At 35.3% G+C, this 25,592-nt stretch carries 27 protein-coding genes; 4 read left to right on the top strand and 23 right to left on the bottom strand.

Annotated features, from left to right (window positions below; all coding sequences use genetic code 11):
* Position 1: 1 nt before the first annotated feature.
* The 4 genes from BM383_RS14770 to BM383_RS14755 all read right to left on the bottom strand — a co-directional run bounded on the left by BM383_RS14770 (position 2) and on the right by BM383_RS14755 (position 1,973).
* Positions 2-202, bottom strand: coding sequence for a helix-turn-helix domain-containing protein (locus BM383_RS14770; RefSeq protein WP_093025914.1), 201 nt, complete (start codon positions 200-202; stop codon positions 2-4).
* A 343-nt stretch (positions 203-545) separates the two neighbouring features.
* On the bottom strand, positions 546-974 hold the full coding sequence (locus BM383_RS14765; RefSeq protein WP_093025913.1) for a group III truncated hemoglobin: 429 nt from the start codon (positions 972-974) through the stop codon (positions 546-548).
* A gap of 4 nt (positions 975-978) precedes the next feature.
* The gene (locus BM383_RS14760) at positions 979-1,323 is read right to left on the bottom strand and encodes a cupin domain-containing protein (protein WP_093025912.1); all 345 of its coding nucleotides are present in this window, start codon (positions 1,321-1,323) and stop codon (positions 979-981) included.
* A gap of 179 nt (positions 1,324-1,502) precedes the next feature.
* Positions 1,503-1,973 carry a DUF4265 domain-containing protein gene (locus BM383_RS14755; RefSeq protein WP_093025911.1) on the bottom strand — a complete coding sequence of 157 codons (471 nt, stop codon included), beginning with the start codon at positions 1,971-1,973 and terminating at the stop codon, positions 1,503-1,505.
* An 82-nt stretch (positions 1,974-2,055) separates the two neighbouring features.
* On the opposite strand from BM383_RS14755, the gene BM383_RS18875 reads away from it, so the two are divergent.
* A complete protein-coding gene (locus BM383_RS18875) occupies positions 2,056-2,229 on the top strand; it encodes a hypothetical protein (RefSeq protein ID WP_177229141.1) in 174 nt (57 codons plus the stop codon).
* Between the two features lie 12 nt (positions 2,230-2,241).
* On the opposite strand, the gene BM383_RS14750 is transcribed toward BM383_RS18875, so the two are convergent.
* From BM383_RS14750 to BM383_RS14685, 15 genes are all read right to left on the bottom strand, one after another.
* Positions 2,242-2,796 carry a hypothetical protein gene (locus tag BM383_RS14750; protein WP_093025910.1) on the bottom strand — a complete coding sequence of 185 codons (555 nt, stop codon included), beginning with the start codon at positions 2,794-2,796 and terminating at the stop codon, positions 2,242-2,244.
* Between the two features lie 20 nt (positions 2,797-2,816).
* Positions 2,817-2,948, bottom strand: a complete 132-nt coding sequence (locus tag BM383_RS19065) for a hypothetical protein (RefSeq protein ID WP_010134019.1) — start codon at positions 2,946-2,948, stop codon at positions 2,817-2,819.
* A 345-nt stretch (positions 2,949-3,293) separates the two neighbouring features.
* On the bottom strand, positions 3,294-4,970 hold the full coding sequence (merA, locus tag BM383_RS14740) for a mercury(II) reductase (protein ID WP_093025908.1): 1,677 nt from the start codon (positions 4,968-4,970) through the stop codon (positions 3,294-3,296).
* An 89-nt stretch (positions 4,971-5,059) separates the two neighbouring features.
* A complete protein-coding gene (gene merB / locus BM383_RS14735; RefSeq protein ID WP_009780799.1) occupies positions 5,060-5,668 on the bottom strand; it encodes an organomercurial lyase in 609 nt (202 codons plus the stop codon).
* Positions 5,669-5,728: 60 nt separating this feature from the next.
* Complete coding sequence (locus BM383_RS14730; RefSeq protein ID WP_009780798.1) at positions 5,729-6,358, bottom strand: DUF2652 domain-containing protein; 630 nt, start codon at positions 6,356-6,358, stop codon at positions 5,729-5,731.
* Positions 6,359-6,412: 54 nt separating this feature from the next.
* Positions 6,413-6,640: a hypothetical protein gene (locus tag BM383_RS14725; RefSeq protein ID WP_009780797.1), complete on the bottom strand. Its 228-nt coding sequence runs from the start codon at positions 6,638-6,640 to the stop codon at positions 6,413-6,415.
* Between the two features lie 87 nt (positions 6,641-6,727).
* Positions 6,728-7,078: a heavy-metal-associated domain-containing protein gene (locus tag BM383_RS14720; protein ID WP_009780796.1), complete on the bottom strand. Its 351-nt coding sequence runs from the start codon at positions 7,076-7,078 to the stop codon at positions 6,728-6,730.
* 11 nt (positions 7,079-7,089) lie between these two features.
* Positions 7,090-7,686 carry a mercuric transport protein MerTP gene (merTP, locus tag BM383_RS14715; RefSeq protein ID WP_093025907.1) on the bottom strand — a complete coding sequence of 199 codons (597 nt, stop codon included), beginning with the start codon at positions 7,684-7,686 and terminating at the stop codon, positions 7,090-7,092.
* 10 nt (positions 7,687-7,696) lie between these two features.
* A complete protein-coding gene (locus BM383_RS14710) occupies positions 7,697-8,068 on the bottom strand; it encodes an ArsR/SmtB family transcription factor (protein WP_093025906.1) in 372 nt (123 codons plus the stop codon).
* Between the two features lie 376 nt (positions 8,069-8,444).
* The gene (locus BM383_RS18870; RefSeq protein ID WP_177229140.1) at positions 8,445-8,600 is read right to left on the bottom strand and encodes a hypothetical protein; all 156 of its coding nucleotides are present in this window, start codon (positions 8,598-8,600) and stop codon (positions 8,445-8,447) included.
* A gap of 458 nt (positions 8,601-9,058) precedes the next feature.
* The gene (locus tag BM383_RS14705) at positions 9,059-9,679 is read right to left on the bottom strand and encodes a fibronectin type III domain-containing protein (RefSeq protein WP_143106436.1); all 621 of its coding nucleotides are present in this window, start codon (positions 9,677-9,679) and stop codon (positions 9,059-9,061) included.
* 183 nt (positions 9,680-9,862) lie between these two features.
* On the bottom strand, positions 9,863-10,114 hold the full coding sequence (locus BM383_RS14700) for a hypothetical protein (protein WP_093025904.1): 252 nt from the start codon (positions 10,112-10,114) through the stop codon (positions 9,863-9,865).
* 342 nt (positions 10,115-10,456) lie between these two features.
* The gene (locus BM383_RS14695) at positions 10,457-11,080 is read right to left on the bottom strand and encodes a cyclic nucleotide-binding domain-containing protein (protein ID WP_143106435.1); all 624 of its coding nucleotides are present in this window, start codon (positions 11,078-11,080) and stop codon (positions 10,457-10,459) included.
* Between the two features lie 390 nt (positions 11,081-11,470).
* Complete coding sequence (locus tag BM383_RS14690; protein WP_093025902.1) at positions 11,471-12,358, bottom strand: diacylglycerol/lipid kinase family protein; 888 nt, start codon at positions 12,356-12,358, stop codon at positions 11,471-11,473.
* A 5-nt stretch (positions 12,359-12,363) separates the two neighbouring features.
* The gene (locus BM383_RS14685; protein ID WP_093025901.1) at positions 12,364-14,319 is read right to left on the bottom strand and encodes an LTA synthase family protein; all 1,956 of its coding nucleotides are present in this window, start codon (positions 14,317-14,319) and stop codon (positions 12,364-12,366) included.
* A gap of 608 nt (positions 14,320-14,927) precedes the next feature.
* On the opposite strand from BM383_RS14685, the gene BM383_RS14680 reads away from it, so the two are divergent.
* The 3 genes from BM383_RS14680 (at position 14,928) to BM383_RS14670 (ending at position 19,343) form a co-directional block, all read left to right on the top strand.
* Entirely contained in the window at positions 14,928-15,794 is an 867-nt protein-coding gene (locus BM383_RS14680) for a LysR family transcriptional regulator (protein ID WP_093025900.1), read from the top strand.
* Between the two features lie 143 nt (positions 15,795-15,937).
* The gene (locus tag BM383_RS14675; protein WP_093025899.1) at positions 15,938-18,535 is read left to right on the top strand and encodes an FG-GAP-like repeat-containing protein; all 2,598 of its coding nucleotides are present in this window, start codon (positions 15,938-15,940) and stop codon (positions 18,533-18,535) included.
* Between the two features lie 154 nt (positions 18,536-18,689).
* Complete coding sequence (locus BM383_RS14670; protein ID WP_093025898.1) at positions 18,690-19,343, top strand: hypothetical protein; 654 nt, start codon at positions 18,690-18,692, stop codon at positions 19,341-19,343.
* 9 nt (positions 19,344-19,352) lie between these two features.
* On the opposite strand, the gene BM383_RS14665 is transcribed toward BM383_RS14670, so the two are convergent.
* From BM383_RS14665 to BM383_RS14650, 4 genes are all read right to left on the bottom strand, one after another.
* Positions 19,353-19,922: a PAS domain-containing protein gene (locus BM383_RS14665; protein WP_093025897.1), complete on the bottom strand. Its 570-nt coding sequence runs from the start codon at positions 19,920-19,922 to the stop codon at positions 19,353-19,355.
* Positions 19,923-20,138: 216 nt separating this feature from the next.
* Positions 20,139-20,738, bottom strand: a complete 600-nt coding sequence (locus tag BM383_RS14660) for a hypothetical protein (protein ID WP_093025896.1) — start codon at positions 20,736-20,738, stop codon at positions 20,139-20,141.
* A gap of 138 nt (positions 20,739-20,876) precedes the next feature.
* The gene (locus tag BM383_RS14655) at positions 20,877-23,240 is read right to left on the bottom strand and encodes a beta-glucosidase (RefSeq protein ID WP_093025895.1); all 2,364 of its coding nucleotides are present in this window, start codon (positions 23,238-23,240) and stop codon (positions 20,877-20,879) included.
* Positions 23,241-23,273: 33 nt separating this feature from the next.
* The gene (locus BM383_RS14650; RefSeq protein WP_093025894.1) at positions 23,274-25,586 is read right to left on the bottom strand and encodes a glycoside hydrolase family 3 protein; all 2,313 of its coding nucleotides are present in this window, start codon (positions 25,584-25,586) and stop codon (positions 23,274-23,276) included.
* Positions 25,587-25,592: the final 6 nt, after the last annotated feature.

Below are 25,592 nucleotides of genomic sequence, written 5' to 3'. Positions count from 1 at the left end.
ATTATAGTTGGTCTTTGTTTGAGATTATTAATTCTTTTACGTCAACATCTAAAATATTTGCAATTTCCATTAGTGTTTCCAGTCGTGGTTGTTGTCTGTTTTGGGCATAAGCATTTACCATATTGTAGCTTTTCCCAAGTTTTTCAGCCAACCAAGTCTGCTTTATTCCTTTATGTTCCAACACTTCCTTAATTCGGTTCATTTAATTCGGTCTTGTTTATATTTAAATGGTCTCATTGAATTGCTTCGCTTATTTCAAATGTTTTGTCAGTCCACTAATTTACATTTATATCTCAAAAAACTGTGTAAAAAATCAAAATGTTTTCGTGTGGTGGTGGTGGTGGGGAAGTGAAAGCTCTTTTGGTTTTTCAGCGCTGGCTTTGAGCGTTGAGAAAAACCAAATGTGCTTGATCATGTGGTGGCTCTTTTTTTAGCTTGCTTACAACAGTTAGTATATGAAAAGTAGGCGATTTCGAAGCCTGAATCTTTCGGTTAAGCACAAAGTTTGATACGAGCCAAAAGCCTTGATTTTATTGCTATTTCGCCTATTTTTTATATACATCTTTGTTATCTGCTGGCTTTTTATTTTCAGGTCTATTATTCCATATAGTTAAAAATTGTCCTGTGGACATTTTACGAGCTGATTGTTTTGCTTTTAAGGCTAATTCTCCTTCAAAGAGTTGGTCGATAGTTTCAAACCAAAGTTGAAGCCAAGTTCCAAAGTGGGTTTGACTTATAGAATGGTTCAAATTTTTGTCAACGTTTATGTGTTTCATTGACGGGCTCCCTTTAAACTTTGCTATACCAAATAAATTGGTTTCCCAAAAATCAGTCAGTTTTTCAAGGTGTACTGGCCATTCTTCTTCCGGAATATGGCTATTGAAAATTGGACCTAATGATTCGTTCTTCCGAATTTTTGAGTAGAACGTATGTACTAATTTACTAATGTCTTCACGATTATTTATTGTATCCATTACATTAAGAATTATCAGCGACTTTCTTTACTCTAGAGACATCATCTAATTTGGATAATGTTAAACGAACAATGCTGTTTTTTTTAGCTGTCAAATCGTGATAAACATTACTTTCCAGCGTGATAATATCTCCCGTTTGAAGCAATTTTATTTCATCTCCTATTCCAAAGTCTATTTCACCTTCTAGAATATGAACTATAATAGGATACGGAGCTTTATGCTCTTTCATTGTTTGTCCATTTTTCAAAAGAACTCTAATTTCCTTTGAAAATGAAGTTTCCAAAATGATTTTAGTATCAACCCGATTATCACTATACTCTATATTTTCATTAAATGACTTGATATTCATTCCATTCTTATTTTATGCCTGCAGATAACTCATTTATATCATGAACAAGATACAACTTTTTATACTCCTCTCGCCCAATTCATAAAACAAAGCGGCTCAAAAGCAACTTGTATAAATTAACCCCCAACTTTTACCAAGGAGTTGTGCAACGGTTACCGGTGTTGTGCCAAGTTGTTATTTTAATCCGCTTTATGCTTTTCCGAAAGACAAGGTTCTGCATATTCCAAAATTCCGTCGTTCTCATATTCCGTTAATATTTTTTGGATTTTAGAATAATTTACATCTTTCAGAATCTCCATTGAAAAGTATGATTCATTTAGCCCTTCGCTTTTGCAATTCAATTCTTTAAATCTATTTCTAATAATTTCCTTGTCAAACCCTTTTTTGGTGATGATTACTAAAATTATAGAATTTCCAGAATGTTTAATTGTCTTTTTGTAAGTGAGCATTTTTTCTGATTCGTCAAATTCCGCGTAAAATTGGTCATCGGTTGCAATTTGTGGTCCGTAGAATGGAATATTATCTAGTTTATAAATTCCTTTGTCCTTGTCAATTATTTCCGCCCACATAGTTTCTACAGTCAGTTCATCCAGAACATTGCTGTGATATTTGAATAATATCTTTTCGTACTTTTCTATAGTTTTTGTCATTCCGCAATTAGGCCCAACGGTCTTGTATAACAATCAGTTGCGGATTGATTTGAAACTAAGATAGCTAAAATCCCCGACTTTTATGCTTGCGCGGTTGTGTCCGCAGGACACAAAACCGCAATTGTTGTTATACGGTGTTGTAAAACGTTTTTATCGTTTCGGTTTTGGAGGTAATGGTCTAGGTGGCCTAGGAGAAGCTGGAGGTTGTCCTAATTGTCTCCCTGGTGGCGGAGGCGGAGGCGGTGGAGGTTTTTGATTTGACATAATTTCAGTTTAATAGAGTTAATAATGCTGTTATAGCTAAAAAAATAATAGCTAAAATTAATATTTTTCTAGACCAATAAAAATCTTTTATTCTACCATCATTCACTAATTGATTATGAGTTCCAAATTCAATATAGTAATTCAATAAATTTTTTTGAAATTCATCATCTGCGTCTTTAATTGCACTTTCCTTTGGATTTTTCACTTTCGTTTCTTTATAAAAATTAAAGAAGTGATGATATAATTCATTTTCACGATTCATTAAGTCTAATGAACAAGGTAAATATTTGTATTTTCTAAATCTGTTTAAATACATTCTTGATAGAAATATTATTGCAGAAATGATTGATAATAAAAAAAATATACCTCCTAAAATAATAAGGTAAGATAAAATATTTCCATTTGTAAAGTCAATATTTTCTTTTCTAAAAAGATAAAATCCACCACCCAATAATAAGGTCAGGAGCGTAGTAGGAAAATTAATAGAATTATCAATTTCGCTTTTTCTTTTCAATTCACTTATATGAATGTCTTTATAAAATTGAAGTTGATTTTTCAATTTTTATTTCTAAAATTAGATTAATCACCTTTTTTATGCTTATGAGGTTTTAATGACGGTGTATTCCCTGGTGTAGATTTATTATCTCGTTGTCGTCTGTCTGGTTTACCTGTAGATTTCGCAGTTCTTTTTGGTCCCGGTTTAATTCCCATAATTTTAATTTTTAGAAAGTTAAATATAAAAATAAACCTTTTAATTAAAAATCGGAAATTTTTCAAATGTTTTACAACGGTCTTGTATATGAAAAGTAGCAGATTTGTATGTGCCATTTTTCAGTTGAAAACAAAGATAGCAGAAAAGAACCAAACTTTTAGTTTAGCTCTTAACTGCTATTTTTTATATACGTTGTTACCCACTGGCTTTATTCCGTTCTGCTTTTCAATTCCGATATTTTCTTAAATGTTCGGATTGAGCGTTGGCAAGACATACTCTTTTGCAATTTTTGATGGCGTGGTGGCTTTGAGCGAATTGCAAATGTGTATGGCTTTTAGTAGGGATTAACTTGCACAACAACTCAATTTAGAAACATCTTTTCCAAAAGTAATTGCCGCTAATTTTATCCCTTCTCCAAGAGTTAAATACGGGTAAAAACTTTCCGCAAGTTCTTTTACCGTAATACCAAATTTAATAGCCATACTTAATTGTTGAATCAATTCACCTCCTTCTGGCGCAATCACTCGTGCTCCAATTAACTTATCGGTTTCTATATTGCGAATTAATTTAATAAAGCCTCTTGTATCTTGTGCTGCTAAAGCTCTTGGAACGTGAGATAAATCTAATTTTGATACTTCAAAGGGAATGCCCTTCTTTTCTGCTTCTATTTCGTCCATTCCAGCTCCCGCAATTTGAGGGTCTGTAAATACTACCCATGGTAAGGATGCATAATCTACACTTTGTTTTGATAATGAAAATGCATTGTTAACTGCTGTGCTGCCTTCGGTTGCTGCTGTATATACAAATGGCGGTGTATTTGTAACATCACCTGCGCCATAAATATTAGAAACATTAGTTTCCATTTTCTCATTCACCACAATATGCCCTCTTTCTGATAGTTTTAGGTCTATATTTTCAAGTCCTAATTTAGAGGTATTTGGCGTGGTTCCTGTAGCAACAACAATATGTCCTTTTTCAACAATTTGTGTTGTAGAACCATCAGGACAGTTACAATGAATAATAGTATCGTTGCCCTCTTTTTCAAATTTAAAAGCTCTAAAATTTGGAAGAATTTCAATCCCTTCACTTTTCATTTGTTCAACTAAAACATCAGTAATGTCTTCGGTTTGACTTCGTAAAGGCCTATCGGTAAATTCTATGATACGTACTTTTACTCCTAAACGATTATATGCCATTGCCATTTCCAATCCGATATAACCTGCGCCCATTATGGTCAAGCTTTTGGGTTTTTCTTCCAAATCGAATAAGGACACATTGGTTAGATAACCAACCTCATTCAATCCTTCAATATTTGGAATATTGGTAGTTGCACCTGTTGCTATTATAATGTTGGTAGCATTATATTTATCTTTTCCATCTACAAGTATTGTGTTATTATCCACAAACTCTGCCCATCCCTTTAGCATGGTTAAGTTTTCAAAATCACTGACCACATCCATATATTTTTGTTGCTGAAGTGAAGCAACCAATGCTTTTTTATCTTTTATGATTTGTGCAAAATCAATGTCTGCACCTTTAGGTTTTATGCCTTTAAAATTTGAATGTGTCGCGTGATGTACCGTTTCGGCAGCCCTAATAAGGTTTTTAGACGGTACACAACCCACGTTTACACAAGTGCCACCAAAATCCAATCCTGCATTTACCATTAGCGTTGTGAGCCCTAAACCTTCAGCATTAATCGCTGCTGAAAAAGCTGCTGAACCACCACCAATAATGATTAAATCGAATTGGTTTTTGTATTTGGAATTAACAGCGGAAACTTCTTCGTCATCAACATTATTTACAACCGAATAATCCCCAACACTGTTGACAGCATTTATGACATCTGCTTCACTCATCTTATCAGCATCAAAAGTAAATTCGCCTTTTCCGGTTTCGTGGTTTACTGTGGAACTTAAAACACCTTGAGTTGCGTTCATATCCTTTTCGATATGTGTTTCACAACCGTTACAGGTCATACCCTCGATTTCCAATGTAATTGTTTCTGTTTGTTTTTTCATATCCTGTCTTTTTTTAATATATTCTTTAACATTTTATTTGTAATTAAGTATGTTTTTATGTGGTGCTTAATAAATATGGGTTATTATTTTTAACAACATTTTAAGCCAATTTTATTCGATTCAAACAGATCTTCCAAGGTTAATATCTTGCCATTTGCATTGCTGTCAAGCCATTGTTTTGCGGTTTGTTCGCTTGCAAAAAAAGAAACGTGATTACAGAAGGAGCCTCTGATATTGCAAGAGTCCATTTTTTCAACCAAAGAGAGAAATATTGGATACGGATTAGATGATACCAAATGATCACAGTCAATATTCAACTCAATTAAAGAATTGTCAATTGGGTCTTGAGATATAATTTGGGACGAAACATCCAGCCATTCGGTAAACAATATAGCGTCTAATGCACACCAAGTATAAAGTGTTTTGCCTTGCACTATAAACTTGTGGTTAGTAGGTGTGATCGACAAACCAGAAAAGGCAGTGATTTCATCATTTTCATTTAGCTCTCCTAATAATTCCAACAGTGAATCAGCTTTCTCTTTAGTCGCATCGATAAGTGCATAAAATGTTGTTTTTGGCAGTGGATTGCCTTTAAGTAATTCCCTTTGGACATTCACGATAAAATTATTATCATCAAGTTGAATTTCAGATAACATGGTGTTTAATTGTTTGCCCAAATATTGCTTTGCTGTTTTCATTTTGTATATAATTTAGATTATGTTTATTTCATTTTCCGCACGAAGAAAATGCTGATCATTTTAACAAGTCGTACCTTGTCTGTTCTTTAAACTTAATGCCTTCAAATCGAAATAAGTAATACCAATATCACCGATGTCTTCTAAATTGAAAATGTCGTTGACCAATTCCGTATGGTTATCAAGATGAGTGCCTATAAGTGGAAATTGATTGCTAAAATTTTCCGTGAAAAGTATGTACTCATTTGAGCTAATTTTGTTTTTAAGAAGCCGATGTGCTATTATTAAATCTTTACCAAAGAGTTTACAATAGTCTTTTACCATTACAGAGCCAAGTTGTCCAAAATGAAGCACAAATTTTAGTGAAAGGTTATATAGATTTTGGCAAGACTCACACATACATTTCGATCGTTTAAATTCATCTATTCTTTGATGAAATTTGTCGAACATCAATTGACATTGATTAATGATTTCCGTTGCTGAATATGGAAATTCATAACTGTAAAATAAAATAGCATCGCCTTCGATTTCAGACACTTTAAAATTTAGTATATTATTTTCTAAAATTGATTCGAGCAATAGTGCAATTTTTTCCTGACTATGCCTAATTTCAGAAGTGGCAATGTATTTGGTAAACCCACTAATATCTGGTATAAGAATAAGTGCTGGGTTACTGGTGTGACAAACTTCCATTTTGATATCTTTTTTTAAATTAAGTACTGTATTTTCAGTCCATTTAAAAGCTAACTAGCGATTATCATTTTGAGTTTTAAACCCTATTTTCTTTTTAAATTTTATAACTAATTTTTCTTGAGGTTTAAGAAACTCTTCAATAATTTTTTTACAGTCACTGATGGGCTGTCCAATAAGTTTATCAATTAATTCTTTTGGTGGATTTTGCAATTCACAATCTCCAATCTCTATGCAACAATCCAAGTGGTCCGGATTGAAAACTTCCTTCTTTGACTGTTTCATTAGAACAATTATTTAATTAAATACTTAAATACAGTTTGAAAAAAATTGAGGTATTATACCCCAACTTTTTTTGCGACTTTAGTTTCCCTAGCTTTTTGGCTCCATCAAACTTGCCTTATAAGGTGTTTTATTAATGGCTTCAATAATGGCTTCTACTGTAGTTAACTTTGGATTGAAAGTCACAACCGCTCTATCCTCTTTATACTCGACCAACGGTTCTATAACTCCCTCTACTTTTTCTAAAGCCTTCATTACATGGTTTGAACAAGACATACAAGTCATGCCTGTAACTTTTAAAGTAACTGTTTTAGTTTCTTGCATATTGATATTGGCTTTCTCTACCTTTTTGTCATTTTTCGGCAAACAACACGATTGTGCTTGTGCATTAAATGAAAATAATAAAAGGAATAATCCTGATATAACTAATAATTTTTTCATAAGATTTATTTTTATTTATTAATAACTTTATAACCCGTTGAATTTATAGCTTTTTCTATATCTTCTTTAGATGTTTTTGTATTGTCAAACTCCACTTCGGCATTAGCTTTCTCATAAGAAGCAGCTACATTAACAATACCTTCTAATTCGTTAACAGCGTGCTTAACGTGTTCTTCACAAGAAGCGCAAGTCATACCTTTTACATCAAAATTTACAGTTTGAATGTCTGATTGATTTACGACAATAACCTCTTTTTTGTTATCTGGATAAAATATATGAGAATAATAAGGAAAGCTAATTGAAATAGCTGCAAACAATGTAATGCCTATTAAAAAGCCTTTGGTTTGATACCATTTTGGTTTTGCATCAACTTCGCAACAGTCATCGGCTTTTTTGGGTTTTAAGTAAGCATACCAAGCATAGCCAATAGCTATTACAGCTAAACCTATTAAATAGGGTCTAAAAGGTTCCATCCAAGATAGTGCAGATGCACTTCCTCCTACACCTGCTATTAATGCAATCACTGGTGGTATGCAACACGATGATGCCGCAATAGCAGCAAACAGACCTGTATATGCTGCATTTTTTGATGTGTTTTCTGTTTTCATTTTTTAAAAATTATGCGATTTTTCTAATTAATTCTATGGATTTAAAAATGCTATTAAAAATCTCTGTTTCATCACTATTTAATGAATAGTAAAGCGTTTGACCGTCACGTCGTGATGTAATAATTCCTGCATCTTTAATTTTACGAATGTGTTGAGATACAGCAGGGACGCTCATTTTTAAAATGTCTGCCAAATCACAAGGACATAATTCGCCTTCTTCTCCTAAAAGGTAGAGTATTTTTAAACGTACATCGTTCCCGGCAATGGATAATAATTTTGTCAATTTCTGAAAACTTCCTTCCATTTTATGTAATTTTTCCATACAGTTTAATAACTGTTTATGGTTGGCTTCTGCTCTTGTACAGGTTATTTCTAATTTCATAAGTTATGTTTTATAGGTGCAAATATATAATTAATTATGTATTTAAGCAAATACTTAAATACATAATTACGAATTTTGGGAAAGTTTTAGCTCTTTTGGTTTTTAGAGCGTTGGATTTATGTGTTGGGAAAAACCGAAAGTGCTAAAATATGCGGCTGGTTTTCAGCTTGTGGGTAACTCGTTTATATCATGAACAAGATATAACTTTTTATACGATTATAAATTTTTATTCCAAAAAATTCTCACAAACAGCAATAAAAAGGCAATAACCATACAACCTCAAAAAAGGTGATTTAAAAAATTCTTTTCAGGAGACACCAAACAAAAAAACCTCCTGCAAAGCAAGAGGTTTTTGGGTATACAAAGGAGACACTGCCTAACTTTCTAAAGCAGCCTCCGTTTCTTCTACTCTTTGTTGATATCCAGCTTTTTTACCGGCATAAAATCCTAGTAAAAATATCCCAACAGGTACAGCCAGTCCTAGTACCGATAATAATATAAGTTGTAGTGGTCCTACGATTCCTAAAGTCATAAGCTTCTTTTTAGTGAGTTAATTTCTTTCAAAATACATTTTTTTATACAAACCGTACTTACAATTAACAAAACATTAGTAGTGATAAATAGTGACGGTGATATGACACTATAATTTCAATCATAAACACTTCATCATACTTAACTGTTTTAGCAAAGAGACCAGCTAGCGTAAAGGCAGTATCTAACCATCTAAAATACGAACCATCTAACAGTCTAAAATTCTAACCTCTCACTTCTAACTTTTCATGTCAGGCTGAGCATTATCGAGAGTAAAATATATTTTAATCGAAGATACATTACGAAGTAATCGAAGCCTATAAAAACGCATCTCCAGCCCCTCAAAAGAGGGGAAGAAATGCGCTAACAATCTAATAATTAAACAATCTAACCATCTAACCATCTAACTATCTAACTATCTAACAATCTAACCATCTAACCATCCAACCATCTACTAACTTACGCCGGCATCACATACGAATATTGCAAACTACTAAATTCAGAAACCTTTTTTCGCCCCGTATAAAACACCCGGCAAACATATTTAACATTAGGTTCCAAATTTGAAATCGTAACACTATTATCAGCGCTTACGCGCTGTTGCAAATTGCTCAAATTACCAGCCGTATCAGCAGGGCCATAACAAAACACATAACTATCTACCTGAGTATGGCTTTTTACCGTCATATACAATTCCAGAGGATTAGACCCCGGTCTGGCCTCAAAATCAGTAGGAACTTGTAGCGGTTTAGGCTCTGTAGTTTCATAAGCCATCATAAAGCCACTGGTTTTTAAAATAACCTCATCATTATTTCCCTGTAGGTTTACCTGCTGTGCCACCGAGCGCAGCAACGCCACCAGCGTAATGCGCGCTGCCCGTTTTTCGGCAGTATTTACTTTGCCTCCACCCAAAGTAGCCGCTAGTTTTTGTGCGTAGGTAGTACTAGCCGTAGCTAAACTCGTTAATACCCCTTCTGTAAAAGTAAAATTGGTATTACCGGTTAATTGAACCACCACATCTTCTGCAAATACGCTTAAATTACTGTCTCTCATGTTTTCGTAATTAATCTTGACTTTCATAATTTTTTGAGCCATTTTTTTTAGTTTTAAATAATTAATAATTCAGTTTAAAAAATGCATAGGTAGCCTGGGTTACTGCTTACAAAAACAGTAACTACTACAAAACCAATACATTAATTTTTAAATTCGGAAAGCATACACGCCTCGCCATGACTATAAATAAGGTAGCTAAACTCCGTTTGTTCATGGCACATCCATGGTATAGGCACTTAAAATCAGTACTTTTTTACTAGGATTTAAGCCAATTTCAGCTCCATAAACTGTTTTTGATGAAGCAAACAAAACATAGTTTATCATTTCAAAAACATTTGATGGAACAAACAAAACAGTTGACAGCGCATCAAAAACATATTTTACGACAAACAAAACAGTTTTTGTAGTAAACAAAACATTTGATAACGCATCCAAAACAGTTGATGCCGCTATCCACAACATGTTTTACTACAAACACAACAATTGTTGTAGTAAACAAAACAATTTATGGAACATCAAAAACAATATATGTGACGTCAAAAACATTTGATGAAGCATCAAAAACATACATTACGTGCTACCTTCTTGTAATCAACATGGCAAAGAACTTGTTCGCTGTGTTCTATAAGCGCTTAGTAATTAAGAACATACCAAAACTAAAACATACAATTGATAGTTGACTTGACTTAGATCAAGTCAAATGCACTTTTTTGTAAGAAATTACCAATAAAAACGTGTTTTTTTTGAAAACAGGTAGAAAATTAAGCTGTAAAGTAATTACAGCCAGCTATATAGACAGTGCTTTTATGTGTCTATTTGCCATCTGCTCAACGTAGAAGGATTGACTCCCAAATAGGCTGCAATGTCTTTTTTATGTACATGCTTTATAAGCATAGGTTGGTGTTTACACAAATAGGCAAAATGTGCTTTGGGTGGTAAAGTAGCAAACCGTATTCGTTCGTAAGTTCGGTAAGCGTGGCAGTGTTTTACAAAATCTAGTTCTAGCAATAGCAGTTCCGGGCATACAGTTTGTAATTGTTGCAAAGCATCAGCATCTATATACAACAAGTGTGCAGAAGTAATCAGTTTTGTGTACACCTCTGCCCCGGGTATCGTAGGGCACGTATGCGGAGTACAAATAAAATCACCCGGATAAAAAAAGCGTGTAATGCTATGATGCTCTTCACAATACACCAAATTACAAGCCATACCCGATAACAGCAAATACATACCGTTCTTAGCAGTACAATGGGTAAACAAGGTATCATTTACATCTTTATAATGATACCGCAACAGTTGATCCAGCAAACCAGGACATGCCTGTTCTATACTGCTTAAACATGCCAACAAACGCGCACCAAGAACCTTACGGGTTTCGCCCGTAACCATCTCAAACGGATTGTGTAACTGTACTATTTCACAGATCATAACAGCTGTATTACCTTGCTACTTGGTCATTTGCGTAACAAGTTAATACACAACACCACACCAAAAAATCCCCATATATAGGGATTTTACAACCATACGTTATCAACTGAAATTGTATACTGAAAGGTCATAAGTCCTAAGTCATAAGTCCTAAGTCATAAGTCCTAAGTCGTAAGTCCTAAGTCATAAGTCCTAAGTCCTAAGTCCTAAGTCCTAAGTCCTAAGTCCTAAGTCCTAAGTCCTAAGTCCTAAGTCATAAGTCCTAAGTCCTAAGTCCTAAGTCCTAAGTCGTAAGTCGTACTTCTAACCTCTAACTTTTCATGTCAGGCTGAGCGGAGTCGAAGCCTCACTTCTAACTTCTCACTTCTAACTTCTAAACAAAACAGAGGGTTAACAAATTACTTGTAAAGCTGCGGGCATAATTTCTATATGCAAAGAACCATCATTACAATAGCGCAATTCTCCATCCTGCTGTATGCATAAATTATTCTTTATACTCGACATAATTTCTACTGATTTTACTTTTACATGGCGTAGTCCTCTGCAATAATTTTCTTTGCGTAGTAGTACCAAAAGCGTCATCCATAAAATAGCTAGTTTGGGTTTACGGTCTATTATGATAAGATCTAGCATTCCATCCGTAACACTCGCTTCTCGATGTAATGAAATTTGATACCCCAATTGATTGCTATTAGTAATCATAACTAAAAACGGAGTCACGGTAAAAGATGTGCCTTCTGCAGTAACAATCTCTACCTCTTCTAAATTCCATTTCTTAAAGAATGCTTTTACAACCGCATGTGCATAATTAAGAAACGGAGATGATGTAGCATGGGCTCTAGCTTCCAAAACACGTGTATCAAAACCAAAACCTGCATTACTAAAGAAAAAACTATTGTTCACCTTTCCTACATCAATGCGTTTTACTTTGCCTTTCACCAGTACTTCTGCTGCTTTAGCTATGTTTTTTGGTATGTTTAAATGACTTGCCAATCCGTTACCGCTTCCCAAAGGTATGCATCCAAATAAAACAGATTGCCCTACCAATACCGATGCTACCTCGTTAATAGTACCATCACCACCACAAGCTACTATAATATGAGCGCCATCTTTAAGTGCTGTTGCAGCTAAACTAGCAGCATGTTTACTAAAGGCCGTGTATGCATAGGTTACACTATATTTTTTAGCTGAAAAATGACTACCAAGCTGATTTTCTAAATCACTTATCTTGCCTATCCCTGCTTTTGGGTTGATAATAAACCATAACTTCTGTTGCATATGTCCTACTCTTTTAATCCATTATGATGGTATAAATAATCGGCTGTTTGGTAGTTGGCTATAGCCTTAGCTACCGATGTTGTATCTGTTTTTGTAGGATGTAAAGTATTGCTACTACGATCCCATATATATGCATTTGCTGTTCCTTGTTCGTCTAAAACCGTGAGTTTATGAGGTGTTAAGTACCCTAATTTTCTATAGTTACCTACAAAAGCTCTTTCTGGTGCGTGAGGATCAAATACATTATGCCCATACAGATTGGTTTCATAGCTAAAATGTTGCAAAGCAAATAGCGAAGGAAAAAGGTCTATCTGTGAACACATCTTGTTAATTTCTCCCTTTTGTCCTCCAGGTGCATTAATCACAATAGCAGGAATACGGTAATTGGCAATATTCAATTCCCAACGACCCGCACTACTAGCGCAATGATCTGCCACTATAACAATAGTAGTGTTTGCATACCAAGGCTTAGTTTGTGCTTCTTTTAAAAATTCACCTATCGCATAATCTGTGTAAGCTACTGCTCCTTTACGCCCTGTACCACTGGGTATAGCTACTGTACCTTCTGGGTAAGTATAGGGTCTGTGATTTGAGGTAGTCATGATAAAATGAAAAAACGGTGCAGTATGTGTTTTCACATAAGTATCTGTATAGGATATCGTTTTATTAAACAAATCTTCATCACAGACACCCCAGGCATTTTCAAAAGTAACCTCATCATCCGTAATACTGTAATGGTTAGTTTCAAAATCATTGGAAGAAGCCAACCCCCTGTTTCTATCTACAATGGTAAATCCATTATTGCTAAAAAAGTAATCCATATTATCAAAATATCCATCACCTCCATACAAAAATGTATTGGTATACCCCAGTTGTTTGAAAACGCTGCCTACAGTAAACAAATGCTCGTTATCCTTTCGCTTTAAAATGCTGCGACCAGGTGTAGGTGGAATAGAAAGAGACAAAGCCTCCATACCTCTTACAGTACGTGTTCCCGTAGCAAAAAGATTACTAAACCATAAATTTTGATCAATGATACTATCTAATTTTGGAGTATTATGATCTGTATTACCAAAATGCCCTAAAACATCGGCACTTAAACTTTCTACACAAATAAGAATTACATTGTTTTTGATGGGAGCTATACTATCTATAACATTTCTTCGTACCGAAAAATTTGGTGCTTGCTTTTCTATGGGTTGCAAAAAACTATGCTGTACCATACGAAAAGCTTTCTCGTTTGGCATTGTTTCATAAAACTGACGAAAATTGAGCTCATTACTTCGAAAGGCTGCAAAAAAAGAATAAATACCAGCTTTCCCTATTTCGTTCTCGTATCTATTTGCAGACCACTCTGCAGTAGTATTATTGATGAATACTGAAAAAAAAGCAACTAGAATCACATTCAATACCAGTATACTCCATTTTTTAACAACGGATGCTTTTCCCTGAAAAGTAGCCGCAAAAATACCTGCTTTTTGAAATAGCCACCAAAATAACCAAACCAATAGAGCTACACCTGTAAGCAAAAGCGGTATAGGGTACGATTCGTTGATATTATGAACTACTTCATAGGTATAGATAAGATAGTCAACAGCTATAAAGTTGAAACGGCTTTTAAATTCTTCCCAAAAAGTAATTTCAGCAAAGAATGTTAGTATTTGAATCAACATAACAGCAACAAATCCTGTATGTACGAGCATCTTATCGGCTAAAGAGCCATTCCATTTAGAGGGAAAAACAGCTAGATACAATGAAAAAGGAAGACAAAAGAAAACTAGTACACCAAGATCCATAAAAGCTCCTGTACACAATACCCCCAAAAAATGAGTTACATGAAAAGGAATATCTGCACCACTCCAAATCCAAAATACAATTCGCAATACTGCCGAAACTAGTAAGAACCAACCTGCATAGCTAAACATAGTGCTATACCTTTCTTCATATCTCTTTGCTGCCATTGGTATTATTTTATAAAAAGCAATACAAACTTATGGCAATAACAGCTTGGTTTTCTTAAGATTCAATTAAGATTGAAATGAATAATAAATGACTCAACAGAATGGTTGAATCTTTCATAGAAGTAACAAAACATTAGCTACCAAAGCTATCTGCTAAAATTCATAACTTCCAACTTCCATTGTCAGGCTGAGCATTATTGAGAGTAAAATATATTTCAATCGAAGATACATTACGAAGTAATCGAAGCCAAACTTCAAACTTCTAACCTCTCACTTCTAACTTCTAACTTCCATTGTCAGGCTGAGCATTATGGAGAGTAAAATATATATATCAATCGAAGATACATTACGAAGTAATCGAAGCCACACTTCCCACTTTTAACTTCTAACCTCTCACTTCTAACCTCTCACTTCTAACTTCTAACCTCTCACTTCTAACCTCTCAAGTAAAAATTTCTCAAAATAATTTTTCCTACTAAAAATATGACATATAACAAGAGATGTTTACTTTTGTTATTTAAATTGAGTTTAAATAAAGATAAGATAGCGGTGCATAGAGAATACGCTACAGCATCATTCTAGTATATCTATTTAATGCCTATATAATTATGAATTTTAATCAGTTAAAATATATACTGGCTGTGGCTAAACATCAAAGTTTTACCAATGCCGCACATGCTTGCCATGTAGCACAATCTACTCTAAGTAAAGAAATTCAAAGACTAGAACAAGAGTTTGATATCATTATATTTGATAGAAGCAGAAACCCGGTAGTCCCTACTACTTTGGGAAAAAATCTACTTATTCAAGCTCAAAATATACTAGATACCAGCAAAGAGTTTGAAAAAACAGCTCGCACCTCCTATAATAATATAGAAGGCACGTTTAAACTAGGTATTTTATCTATACTGGCTCCATACCTGCTACCTAGCCTTTTATACACCATAGGGCAATCTCATAAAGCTATTAAAATAGTGGCTACCGAAGCCAATTTTGAATTGTTGGAAGCTCAGTTACACGCTGGAACCATAGATGGTTTTATAGGGTTTATTCCTTTTATAAAATCTGGATACTACAATACATTTCTAGGAACAGTATCATTAGTATCCTACAGCAATAAAAAGCCTGCTTTAGCAAAAACTCATAACCATAAAATACCCATATTATTACATAATGATTTAAAACACGTTTGGGAAGATGATCGGTTACAATCAGTATCCAAGAACCAACTTCAGGTGTATGAAGGCTCTTTAGAAACTATCAAACAAATGATTAAACTACACGGTGGACAAACTTGGCTGCCAGATCTTGCCAAAATTTCTTTAAGTAGTGAAGAAGCATTGTTCTTGGAAAATCAAAACGATGTTTACAAACAGTCAGTTGGTCTTATTACCTCTCGTTATTTTGAAAAAGAAAGCATCATTAAACTTATCAAAGAAACTATTCAAAATAACTGGCCAATCTTAGATAATTAAGCAATGTTTTTCTTAAATATATAACATTAATTTTTCTTGGTGATTGTTTGATGGTTTTTAGCCATAAGACACATCGCTAAAATGCATAGGAACAAAAGGTGTATTTAGTCTAATTTTGAATAAGTCTAAATAAAAAACCAACAATGAGAAAAAACGACTTTTTAATTCTATGTTTTCTAGTGCCCTTGCTATCGGTAGCACAACAGTTTACTAACCATACTTCGCTTTCAGGTATTTTATATGGTGAAGCCATTTGGGTACCTACTACAAGTCAACCAACGGCGTTGATTACTGTAGGGTATGATACCAACTATGGAAACTTTGGTACTGGATATCATTATGACGACAATGCCTTTAACCAAGACATAGCTAGTATAGATGCCTACGGGTATGCCACTACTGATACATTGGATGTAAATGCAGACGGACTTACAGACTTTCTGGTATCGGGCTATAATAGCAATGACGAAGAAGTAGTAGATCTATACACTCAGCAAGATGATTTTACCTTTACCAAAACTACACTTGCCATGGCCGGTGTTACTACAGGAAAATTAAGAGCAGCCGACTTAAACCAAGATGGGTACGATGATTTTATAGTAACAGGCGTATCGGGTTATGATTATATAGCCTACCTTTATATAAATAATGGTGATGCTACTTTTACACAAACAACCAGTCCATTCTTTGGGAATAGCTATGGTTCCATCACTATTTTTGATGCTAATAACGATACTTATCCCGATGTTTTACTGTGTGGATATAGCAACAGTTATGAGCCGGAAACGCACCTTTATCTAAATGATGGTGAAGCTACCTTTACAGAAAATACCAATGCTGGTATTACAGGACTTTACTTTTCTGATGCTAGTGCAAATGATTATGACAATGATGGAGACCTAGATCTTATAGCCAGTGGTATGAATTCATCATACGTTCCGTTTACAGCTATATACCACAATGATGGTTCAGGAAACTTTACGGTAGATGTAACAAATGAATTTACCCAACTCTATTTTGGAACTACAGACTTTTTAGATGTAGACGGTGATGGAGATGCCGATATTTTACTTACAGGATCTGACGCAGATGTAAATACCCATGCTACGCTTTACATAAATGAAAATGGTACTTTTACAGCAGATGCTAATACACCGTTGGAAAGTGTATATATTAGTTCTTCTCACTGGGCAGATTTTGATGGAGATGATGATCTAGATCTTGTTTTAACAGGACTTAATGCAGATGGTGATGCTTCCACTACTGTTTATGCCAATACACAAAACGATATCTTGTATTGTACACCAAGCTTTAACTTTCCAGATAGTGAGGCAGAACCTATTTCTTTAGTTCAGTTCAATACTATAGATAATAGTACAAGTGCAACAGTGGATGCCACAACTCCACAGTACGAAGATTTTACTGCAATAAGCACACAAGTAGCTATAGGAGAAACCTATACGCTTACTTTAGCAGGTAATACCAACGGAGATTATACCAATTATTTTACTGTGTATATAGATTGGAATCAAGACGGAACATTGTCTAACTCCCTATCTAATAATGAAAAATACCAATACATAGATGAGATTACAAATAGTACAGGCGAAGATGGGATTACCACAAGTGTAGACATTACCATACCTGCAGATGCGGTATTAGGTAATACCAGAATGCGTGTAATTAAAAATTACCAAGCTCCGTCACCATCTCCATGTGATTATGCAGCAACCTTTGGCCAAGCCGAAGATTATACCATAACTGTAACCGGCGCTACCACTGTATGTAACAATACATTACCGGGGGAAAGCGCAGGAGATACCGGTTGTGTTACATTAACATACAACAATGAAACCGTATCATACACTACTGTAAGAACAGCAGATAACCAAATTTGGTTACAGCAAAACTTAGGAAGTGAGCAAGTAGCAACGGCTGCTACCGATGCTAGTGCTTATGGAGATCTTTTCCAATGGGGTCGCTGGGATGACGGTCATCAAAACAGAACTTCTACAGAAAGTACTACAGCTTTATCTCCCAATGATCCAACCGGATTAGATGGTGGAATGAACGTATTTATTCTTAGTAATCCTGAGTGGTGGGCAGCAGGAGCTTCATCAGACACCTGGGAAGCTTCCACCCCTTGGGAAGCTACTGATACAAATGGTTGTGACCCTTGTAAAGCTCTAGGAGAAGCTTGGCGTTTACCCACTGCTGATGAATGGCAAACAGTAGTAACTGCAGAAGAAATTACCAACGTTGCCTCTGCCTATAACAGTAATCTTAAATTAACTGTTGCCGGTGCAAGAAGTACATCTGGTATATATAATGACGGAGTTCGTGGATATTACTGGAGTAAAACTACAAGTGACAATCCAGCATACGCAAAATATCTTTACTATAGTAACTATATAGTAAATACTACTGCAGGTGGTTTTAGAGAACAAGGTTCTTCTATAAGATGTATTTATGATGAGACTTCTTTAGCTACCAGTCCTGTAAGCATAGATCAAACCAAAATACAACTATACCCAAATCCGGCAAAAACATCTATTACCATAAGTGCTCCACAAATAGTAACAACTGTTACCGTTTATGATATAACCGGAAAAACCATCGTTACACAACAAGGAGCAAGCAAAGAAATGAACATTGCCATAGCTCACCTAGCTAAGGGGGTTTATGTTGTAAACGTTACTACTCAAAACGGAAGTGTTACACTACGTTTTATAAAATCTTAGAACCATCCAAATTTTTATCTGACTAGAGTTGCTACATATCCCTTTGTAGCAGCTCTTTTTTTGTAATAACTCTATATTTTTGTTAAAAAACAGTGTGAATAGCAACATTTTATAGCATAAAGATTTCAAATTATATTTAATTTTATTATTTTTAATGAATCTAGATAAATATAAATATCAGTACTTAATCACTATGATACCCAATACATTTCCCATCGCAAATATGAACACTGTTTCTTGGAAAGAATTACAACAATTAATTGTTAAAGAACTTCCTATTTTATACAAACAGCGCATTCTACAACTCTATTGCAGTACTTATCCATTAATAGAACCTATCATAGAAAATTATAATGTTCACTATTTTGGCTTTGAAAGAGATGAGAGTTATGTGGTACCTCTTTTTCAGCAATACAAACAGTACATTAAAAAAAGAAAATTACTTGTTGGTTTATTACAGGAAGAACAAATACCGTATGTGCAAGGTTTTTTCCATCACATCATTAGTATGAGTCCTCCTACAGAAAATGATAATGAATTACAAGATCACCTACAAGAAACTTATAGAGTGCTTACTGCTGGTGGTTATATGGCATTGTGGTTTACCAAAAATACTTATCAAGAAATAATGGCAACTATTACTGCAGTAAAATCTTCTACATTTCAAATGCTAGATGTAAAAATTTTATCGCTCAAAAGAGAGAAAGACTTGCCTATTAACTCTGTGTTGTTTATTCTTAAAAAGCCACCAAAACCAGTAGAAGAAAAACAAATTGTACAAATAGTTACAAAACAGCGGTACTACTAATACATATTCCTAAAAAGGACCAGAAACAGCTGATTCCAAAGCTAGAAAATGAGTTACATTTTCAACCATTAAAGGATATATCTTTAATTCACAATAATAAGGGGTATTGTCTTTTTTATAGTTAAGCACCACAGTAGAAAAAGGAGTTTTTTGTGTAATGTTTTTTCGAATTATTTGTTTACTCTCTGCTGTGGTTGCCACCCCTTGTAACATTTTTGGTGATTGTTGTAATACTTCGGTTTTACCATAACCCGTCATATCTACAAAACCATTACTTACCCAAACAATTTTTTCGTCTGTATTGGTAACTACCAATGCATCAAATGATTGTTCTTTAAATATAGATTCCCAATCATTGGTCCATTCATATGTTTTTTGCAATTCTTTAAAAGCACAAATGGCAGCCTCTTGACGTCTTTTTGCTAATAATTCATGATAATTAAAATAGTGCATATCCCAACTAAGTAAAGGCATATGATAATATGCTTCTTCTGTAGTAGTTTCCAAAGCCACTGCTGCATCTTCATTTTCTAGCATGAACAAGTCTAAAGCTAGCATGTGGTTCATTTTGTATTTCATTTCAAATAGCTATTTAGTTCTGGACTATAAAACTACAAGAATTTGTTGAATTTATAAACTAAGGTTTGAAACAGGTGTAAGCACGAAGTTATAAATTGAAAATTCAGCATAAATCTTTCTAACTCCTCACTTCCCCTGAGCATTATGGAGAGTAAAATATATTTTATATCGAAGATACCTTACGCAGTAATCGAAGCCTCACAACTATAATTAAAACTACACCCTTTGTAATTCTTCCAAACGCTCAATAGCAAGCATTTCAGTACTCAAATTAGAATATTCAAAATCTGGCGAACCTAATTCTTTGGGGTTATCGGAAAGATATCCCGCATATGCATACAAAACCCCTTTGGAAGCTAATATATGGGGTTCATACATCTCAAACTGAAAAACTTCCAGTACCGTACCATCTTTTAAATACTTAGTGGTTGCATGCTCTAATCTAGGAGGAATTTCGTCTACCTCCATATGATCTTCTAGCCACAAAGCTACATAAGACGCAGCAAAATCTTTGCGGTTTTGCAACGCTTCAGGAAATAATTCTAACCGGTTATATTTCAACAACAATTCATATAACAAAACTCTTTTACCTAGCTGATTTGCATAGGTATGTATATACTTTTCTTGGGGTTCTTTCCCTTTTTGTAACGCATCATAAACTTTCCGTACATCATCAAAATACAAAGCCTCAGGAGAAGCATTTTGGATTCTAAAATAGATGTATCTATATTTTATTACAAGTACAAAAAACATAAAAAGAATAAATACTCCTACCAAAAGAGACACTGGAATCTCATCAGAAATAAATAGCCACATAGATCAGTTTTAGAAAATAACGTTTAAAGATAAATAACTTTCTTAAAACCAATATACGCTTCCCATTAAAAACAAAAACCCCTGCACATGGCAGGGGTTTTCTGAAAATCAAACAAATAAAGCAATGTGATGCTTTGATTAGTTGTTCATTAATACGTTCTTCATATCTACATCGGTATCAAATGCATTGTGAACTTTCTCTGCAGTGATATCTTTAGATACGTTCATATCGTTTGTTAATTTAATGTCTGTTGAAGAAGCTCCTACTTTTACAGTATACGTTCCTTTTTCAGCAATCCAAGCGCTTTGTGCATCTACAAAAGAAGCTAGGTCTTTTGCAGTTAACGTAAATGTCAACGTTTCGCTTTTTCCTGGTTTTAATTTTTTGGTTTTACCAAAAGCTTTCAACTCTTCTGATGGCTTGTCTACCATATTAGCAGGAGCCGAAAGATATACTTGTACTACTTCTTTACCTGCAACATCGCCTGTATTGGTTACTTTTACAGATACCTCAACTTCATCTTTAAAGTTGGTAGTGCTTAGTTTTAAGTCTGAATACTCAAAAGTTGTGTAAGAACCACCAAAACCAAACTCATACGAAGGTTGTACTTCAAAAGTGTTGAAATAACGGTATCCTACATAAATTCCTTCTTCATAAGAAACCTCTTTAGGATCGTTTGCTGGAAATCCAGGGAAATTAGCTGCGGATGCATGGTTGTAATAATCTACAGGGAATGTCATAGTCAATTTTCCACTTGGATTTGATTTTCCACTGAAAACATCTGCTACAGAATTACCACCTTCTTGACCTGGTTGCCAAGCCAAAAGAATAGCATCTACTTTATCTTTCCAAGTTGCTGTTTCAATAACACCACCAATGTTTAAAATCACAATCACTTTTTTACCTTCTGCATGAAATGCATCTGCAACGGTATTGATCATTTTCACTTCATCCTGACCTAAATAGAAATCGTTAGCAATTTTTCTATCGTGTTGCTCACCAGCGTTTCTACCAATGGTAATTACCGCAACCTCTGAAGCTTTTGCTTTTTTAGCCACCATGTCTTTTGCCAATGGCATTTCTGGAATACGTTGCACGTCTGATAACAATCCGCCATTTTTCTCTCTACGTGCCATTTCTTCTGCAGTTACTTTTTCTACAAAAGGAACATAAGCAGCCTGTAAATCTTTGTCTATTTTATATCCTGCATTGTTCAATCCTTCAATTAAAGAAATGGTATAAGCTTCGTTTACATCGCCACTACCAGTTCCACCAGCAATAAAACTATACGATGTATCTCCAAACACAGCAATGGTTCCGCTTTTCTTGGTAAATGGCAATACGTCTCCTTCATTTTTCAACAATACCATTCCTTCGGTTGCAACGCTACGTGTCACTTCGGCATGTGCTTTTAAATCTGGCTTGTTACTATATTTTCCATCTTTTACTGTTGGAGATGCTGCAACATATTCTAAAACTCTACGAAGACTGTTTCGAACTGCTGCTTCATCTATAGTACCGTTTTTGATAGCTTGGATCAACTTGCTTTTTTGAGCAGCTGTACCCGGCATCATTAAATCGTTACCAGCTTCTATTTGTGCTACAACATCACTCACTTGTGTAGAGTCCATAATAGCTCCAAAACCTGGGTAACCACCAAACCAGTCTGTCATAACCAAACCTTTGTAACCCCATTCATCTCTCAAAACTGTGGTTAAAAGATCATGACTTGCAGATGCATAAATACCATCAATTTTATTGTAGGCAGTCATTACAGTCCAAGGTTTTGCTTCTTTTACAGCAATCTCAAAACCTTTTAAGTAAATCTCACGCATCGCACGCTCTGTAATATGTGCATTTACAGACAAACGGTTACTCTCTTGATTATTCGCTGCAAAGTGTTTCATAGAAGTCCCCACTTTGTGCGACTGAATTCCTTTGATATACGCTGCAGCAATTTTACCTGCTACCAAAGGATCTTCAGAATAGTATTCAAAGTTTCTTCCGTTCAATGGATTTCTTTGAATATTTAAAGCCGGAGCCAACAATACATCTACTCCATACTCTTTTACTTCTTCTCCCATAGCTTCTCCAACAGATTCTATTAAATCTGTATTCCAAGAGGAAGCCAAAGAAGTACCTACAGGAAATGCCGTTGCATAGTAGGTGTTTGGATCATTTTTACGTTTTGGCTGAATACGCAATCCTGCAGGACCATCTGCAAAAACAGTCTCAGGAATTCCTAAACGCTCTATAGGTGCGGTTCCACCTGCTGCACCTAAAACACGTACATCTGGCTCTCCTTCTAAAGGTACCAACCCTGCATAACCAGGCATCCCAGGACCAATTAACAATTCAGCTTTTTCTTCTGGAGTCATGGCATCGATCAGCTCATCTATCGATGCTTTTCCAAACTGAGGTGCTTTTTGCGCAGTAGCAAACTGTACACTTCCTACAGCTGCCAACGCTACAACGCCCAGTTTCAAAACGCTATTTCTCATAATTGATTTGTTTGTGTTACTATTTAATTCTTATTATTTCTTCGTGTATGTTTTTGTTCTTTCGTCTGAAATCACTCCGTTCCAATCTAGACCATAACCAAAATCATAGGAATGCCCTTCTGAATCTTTATACGGAATCATATCAAACGGAACATCTTCTTTTTGTGTTTCCACCGTTTCCATGTTTGCCGGCATTTGTAAGGGTAACAAACCAGATGGTTCTGCTTTTCCTGAAATGATATCTAGCACGGCTTGTGTAGAAACTCCAAAATTCAATACAATACCTTCCACTTGATTTTCAAACTCTGAAAAGATCATGGGCTTGTCTGCCGTTACCGAAACAATTACAGGTTTATCGCCCATCATCATTTTGGTATCCTGAATGGTTCTAAGATCCATAATATTAGAAGCTGTGGAAGTTTTTCCTTTGAAACTTCTGTCTGTAATTTCAGGATCTATAACCGGATCTCCTGCTGCAATACTTTTAGCTCTTGCCGAAGTTGCCGTATAGGTTTCATACTGAAGAGAAATAGGTACATAACCATTTCCGCCTTCCTTTCTGTCAACCTCACTATAACCGCCTTCTTTACTCTGCGGACTTTTTACAAAAACGATTGCAAAATCTGCTTTTTGAGGATCTTCCGTTACGTTATAATATTTTTTTACCAATTCCATATCTACCGGATATTTGTAGCTTGCCGGCGTGGCAATACCCCACCAATTGGTAGCAACCGGGGTGTAAATTTTTGGAACGTAAACTGTTTTCTTTTCTTGAACAGGAAGCGTTGCTGCTTTATTCTTCAATAAAACAATTGATTTTAATTGTGCTTCGTAGCCGGCCTGCATAAATTCTGGTTTCCCAACAATGCTTTTAGTTGCTGATACATTCAAATATGGATTTTCGAATAAGCCCGTACGGAAAATATTCTTCAATAAACGTACTGCAGAACGCTCAAATCGTTTGCGCATATAATCTTCGCCAAATTCTTTCACCCCCATTTGATAGGCTTCCAAAACCGGACCTTTATCATTATTCCCACCAAACTGATCTACACCTGCCATCAACACTTTGTAATGACGTTCGGCAACGGTCATAGCCTCTGTTCCCCAAGGTTTCCCGGCAAATGTTCCCGGTGTAGCACCTTCATCAGCAGTAATTAACCAATCGGTGCACACAACGCCATCGTACCCATATTTATCACGCAACAATTCTGTAATCATGTATTTACTGAAACCGTTCCCTACGTTTTCATTATAGACATCATCACGATCAAAACTAATGGTGTAATAAGGCATTACAGCAGCGGCTTCTTTGGTTCCGCCATCCAATTTAAAGGCACCTTCTAAAAATGGTTTGGTATGATCTGAAAAATTATCTCCCGGATATACGGCAAATTTCCCCATAGCCCAGTGTCCGTCACGACCACCTTCTTCCGGTCCGCCTCCTGGCCAGTGCTTCACCATAGCATTTACACTATGATATCCCCAACCTTTTTTGATTTCGGTTGCTTTATCAGATGTTTGAAAACCTTCAATATAAGCTTTTCCCATATCCGTCACCAATTCAGGAGACTCGCTAAAAACATTGGCGATACGAAACCAACGAGGCTCTGTTCCCAAATCTACCTGAGGCGATAAAGCTGTACTAATCCCCAAAGCTCTGTATTCCTGAGAAGCAACCTCTCCAAATTGTTTTACCAATTCAGGATCAAAAGTTGCTCCCATTGCCAATCCATCAGGCCATAAAGAAATGGCTCCTCCTGCTCCGGCATTGAATTCTGAAGTAACCATGGCTGTATTTCTTGGATCGGAACTATTATTGGCCGGAATTCCCAATCCTAAGCTTTCTACATACGCCTGTACATTGTTATTCCACTCCGCAGCAATCTCTGGAGATTCTACCGAAGTTAACAACACATGGCGCAGGTTATCGTCTTTTAAAAATTTCTTTTGCTGATCTGAAATTGCAGATGCTTTTAAACCACTTTCTGCAAATGGCTTACCCTTATAAGTTCCTGCTCCAAAACCCACCGGATGTGCCGGAATGGCCTGGTGTTGACTGTACAACATTAAACCCGCAATTTGCTCAACCGACATACGCTTGGCCAAATCTTTCGCTCGTTTTTCTGCTGATAGTCGCCAGTCTTCATAAGGATCTAATACACCGTTTTTATTCAAATCTTTAAAGCTTTCTCCTTTCACTTTTAAAATTTGAACTCCGGAATTAGTACTATATCCTAATACAGTTCCTGATTTGCTTTTTACCGTTTGTATGCTTGCGTCCTGGGCGAAACCTACTCCTGTCCCCAATGCCAAACATATTTGCAACAACAATTTTGTTTTCATCGTATA

The organism is Pustulibacterium marinum, assembly GCF_900116665.1.
Classification (GTDB): domain Bacteria; phylum Bacteroidota; class Bacteroidia; order Flavobacteriales; family Flavobacteriaceae; genus Pustulibacterium; species Pustulibacterium marinum.
Note: the sequence above shows the minus strand (reverse complement) of the source record. Positions and strands in the feature narration are given on the sequence as shown.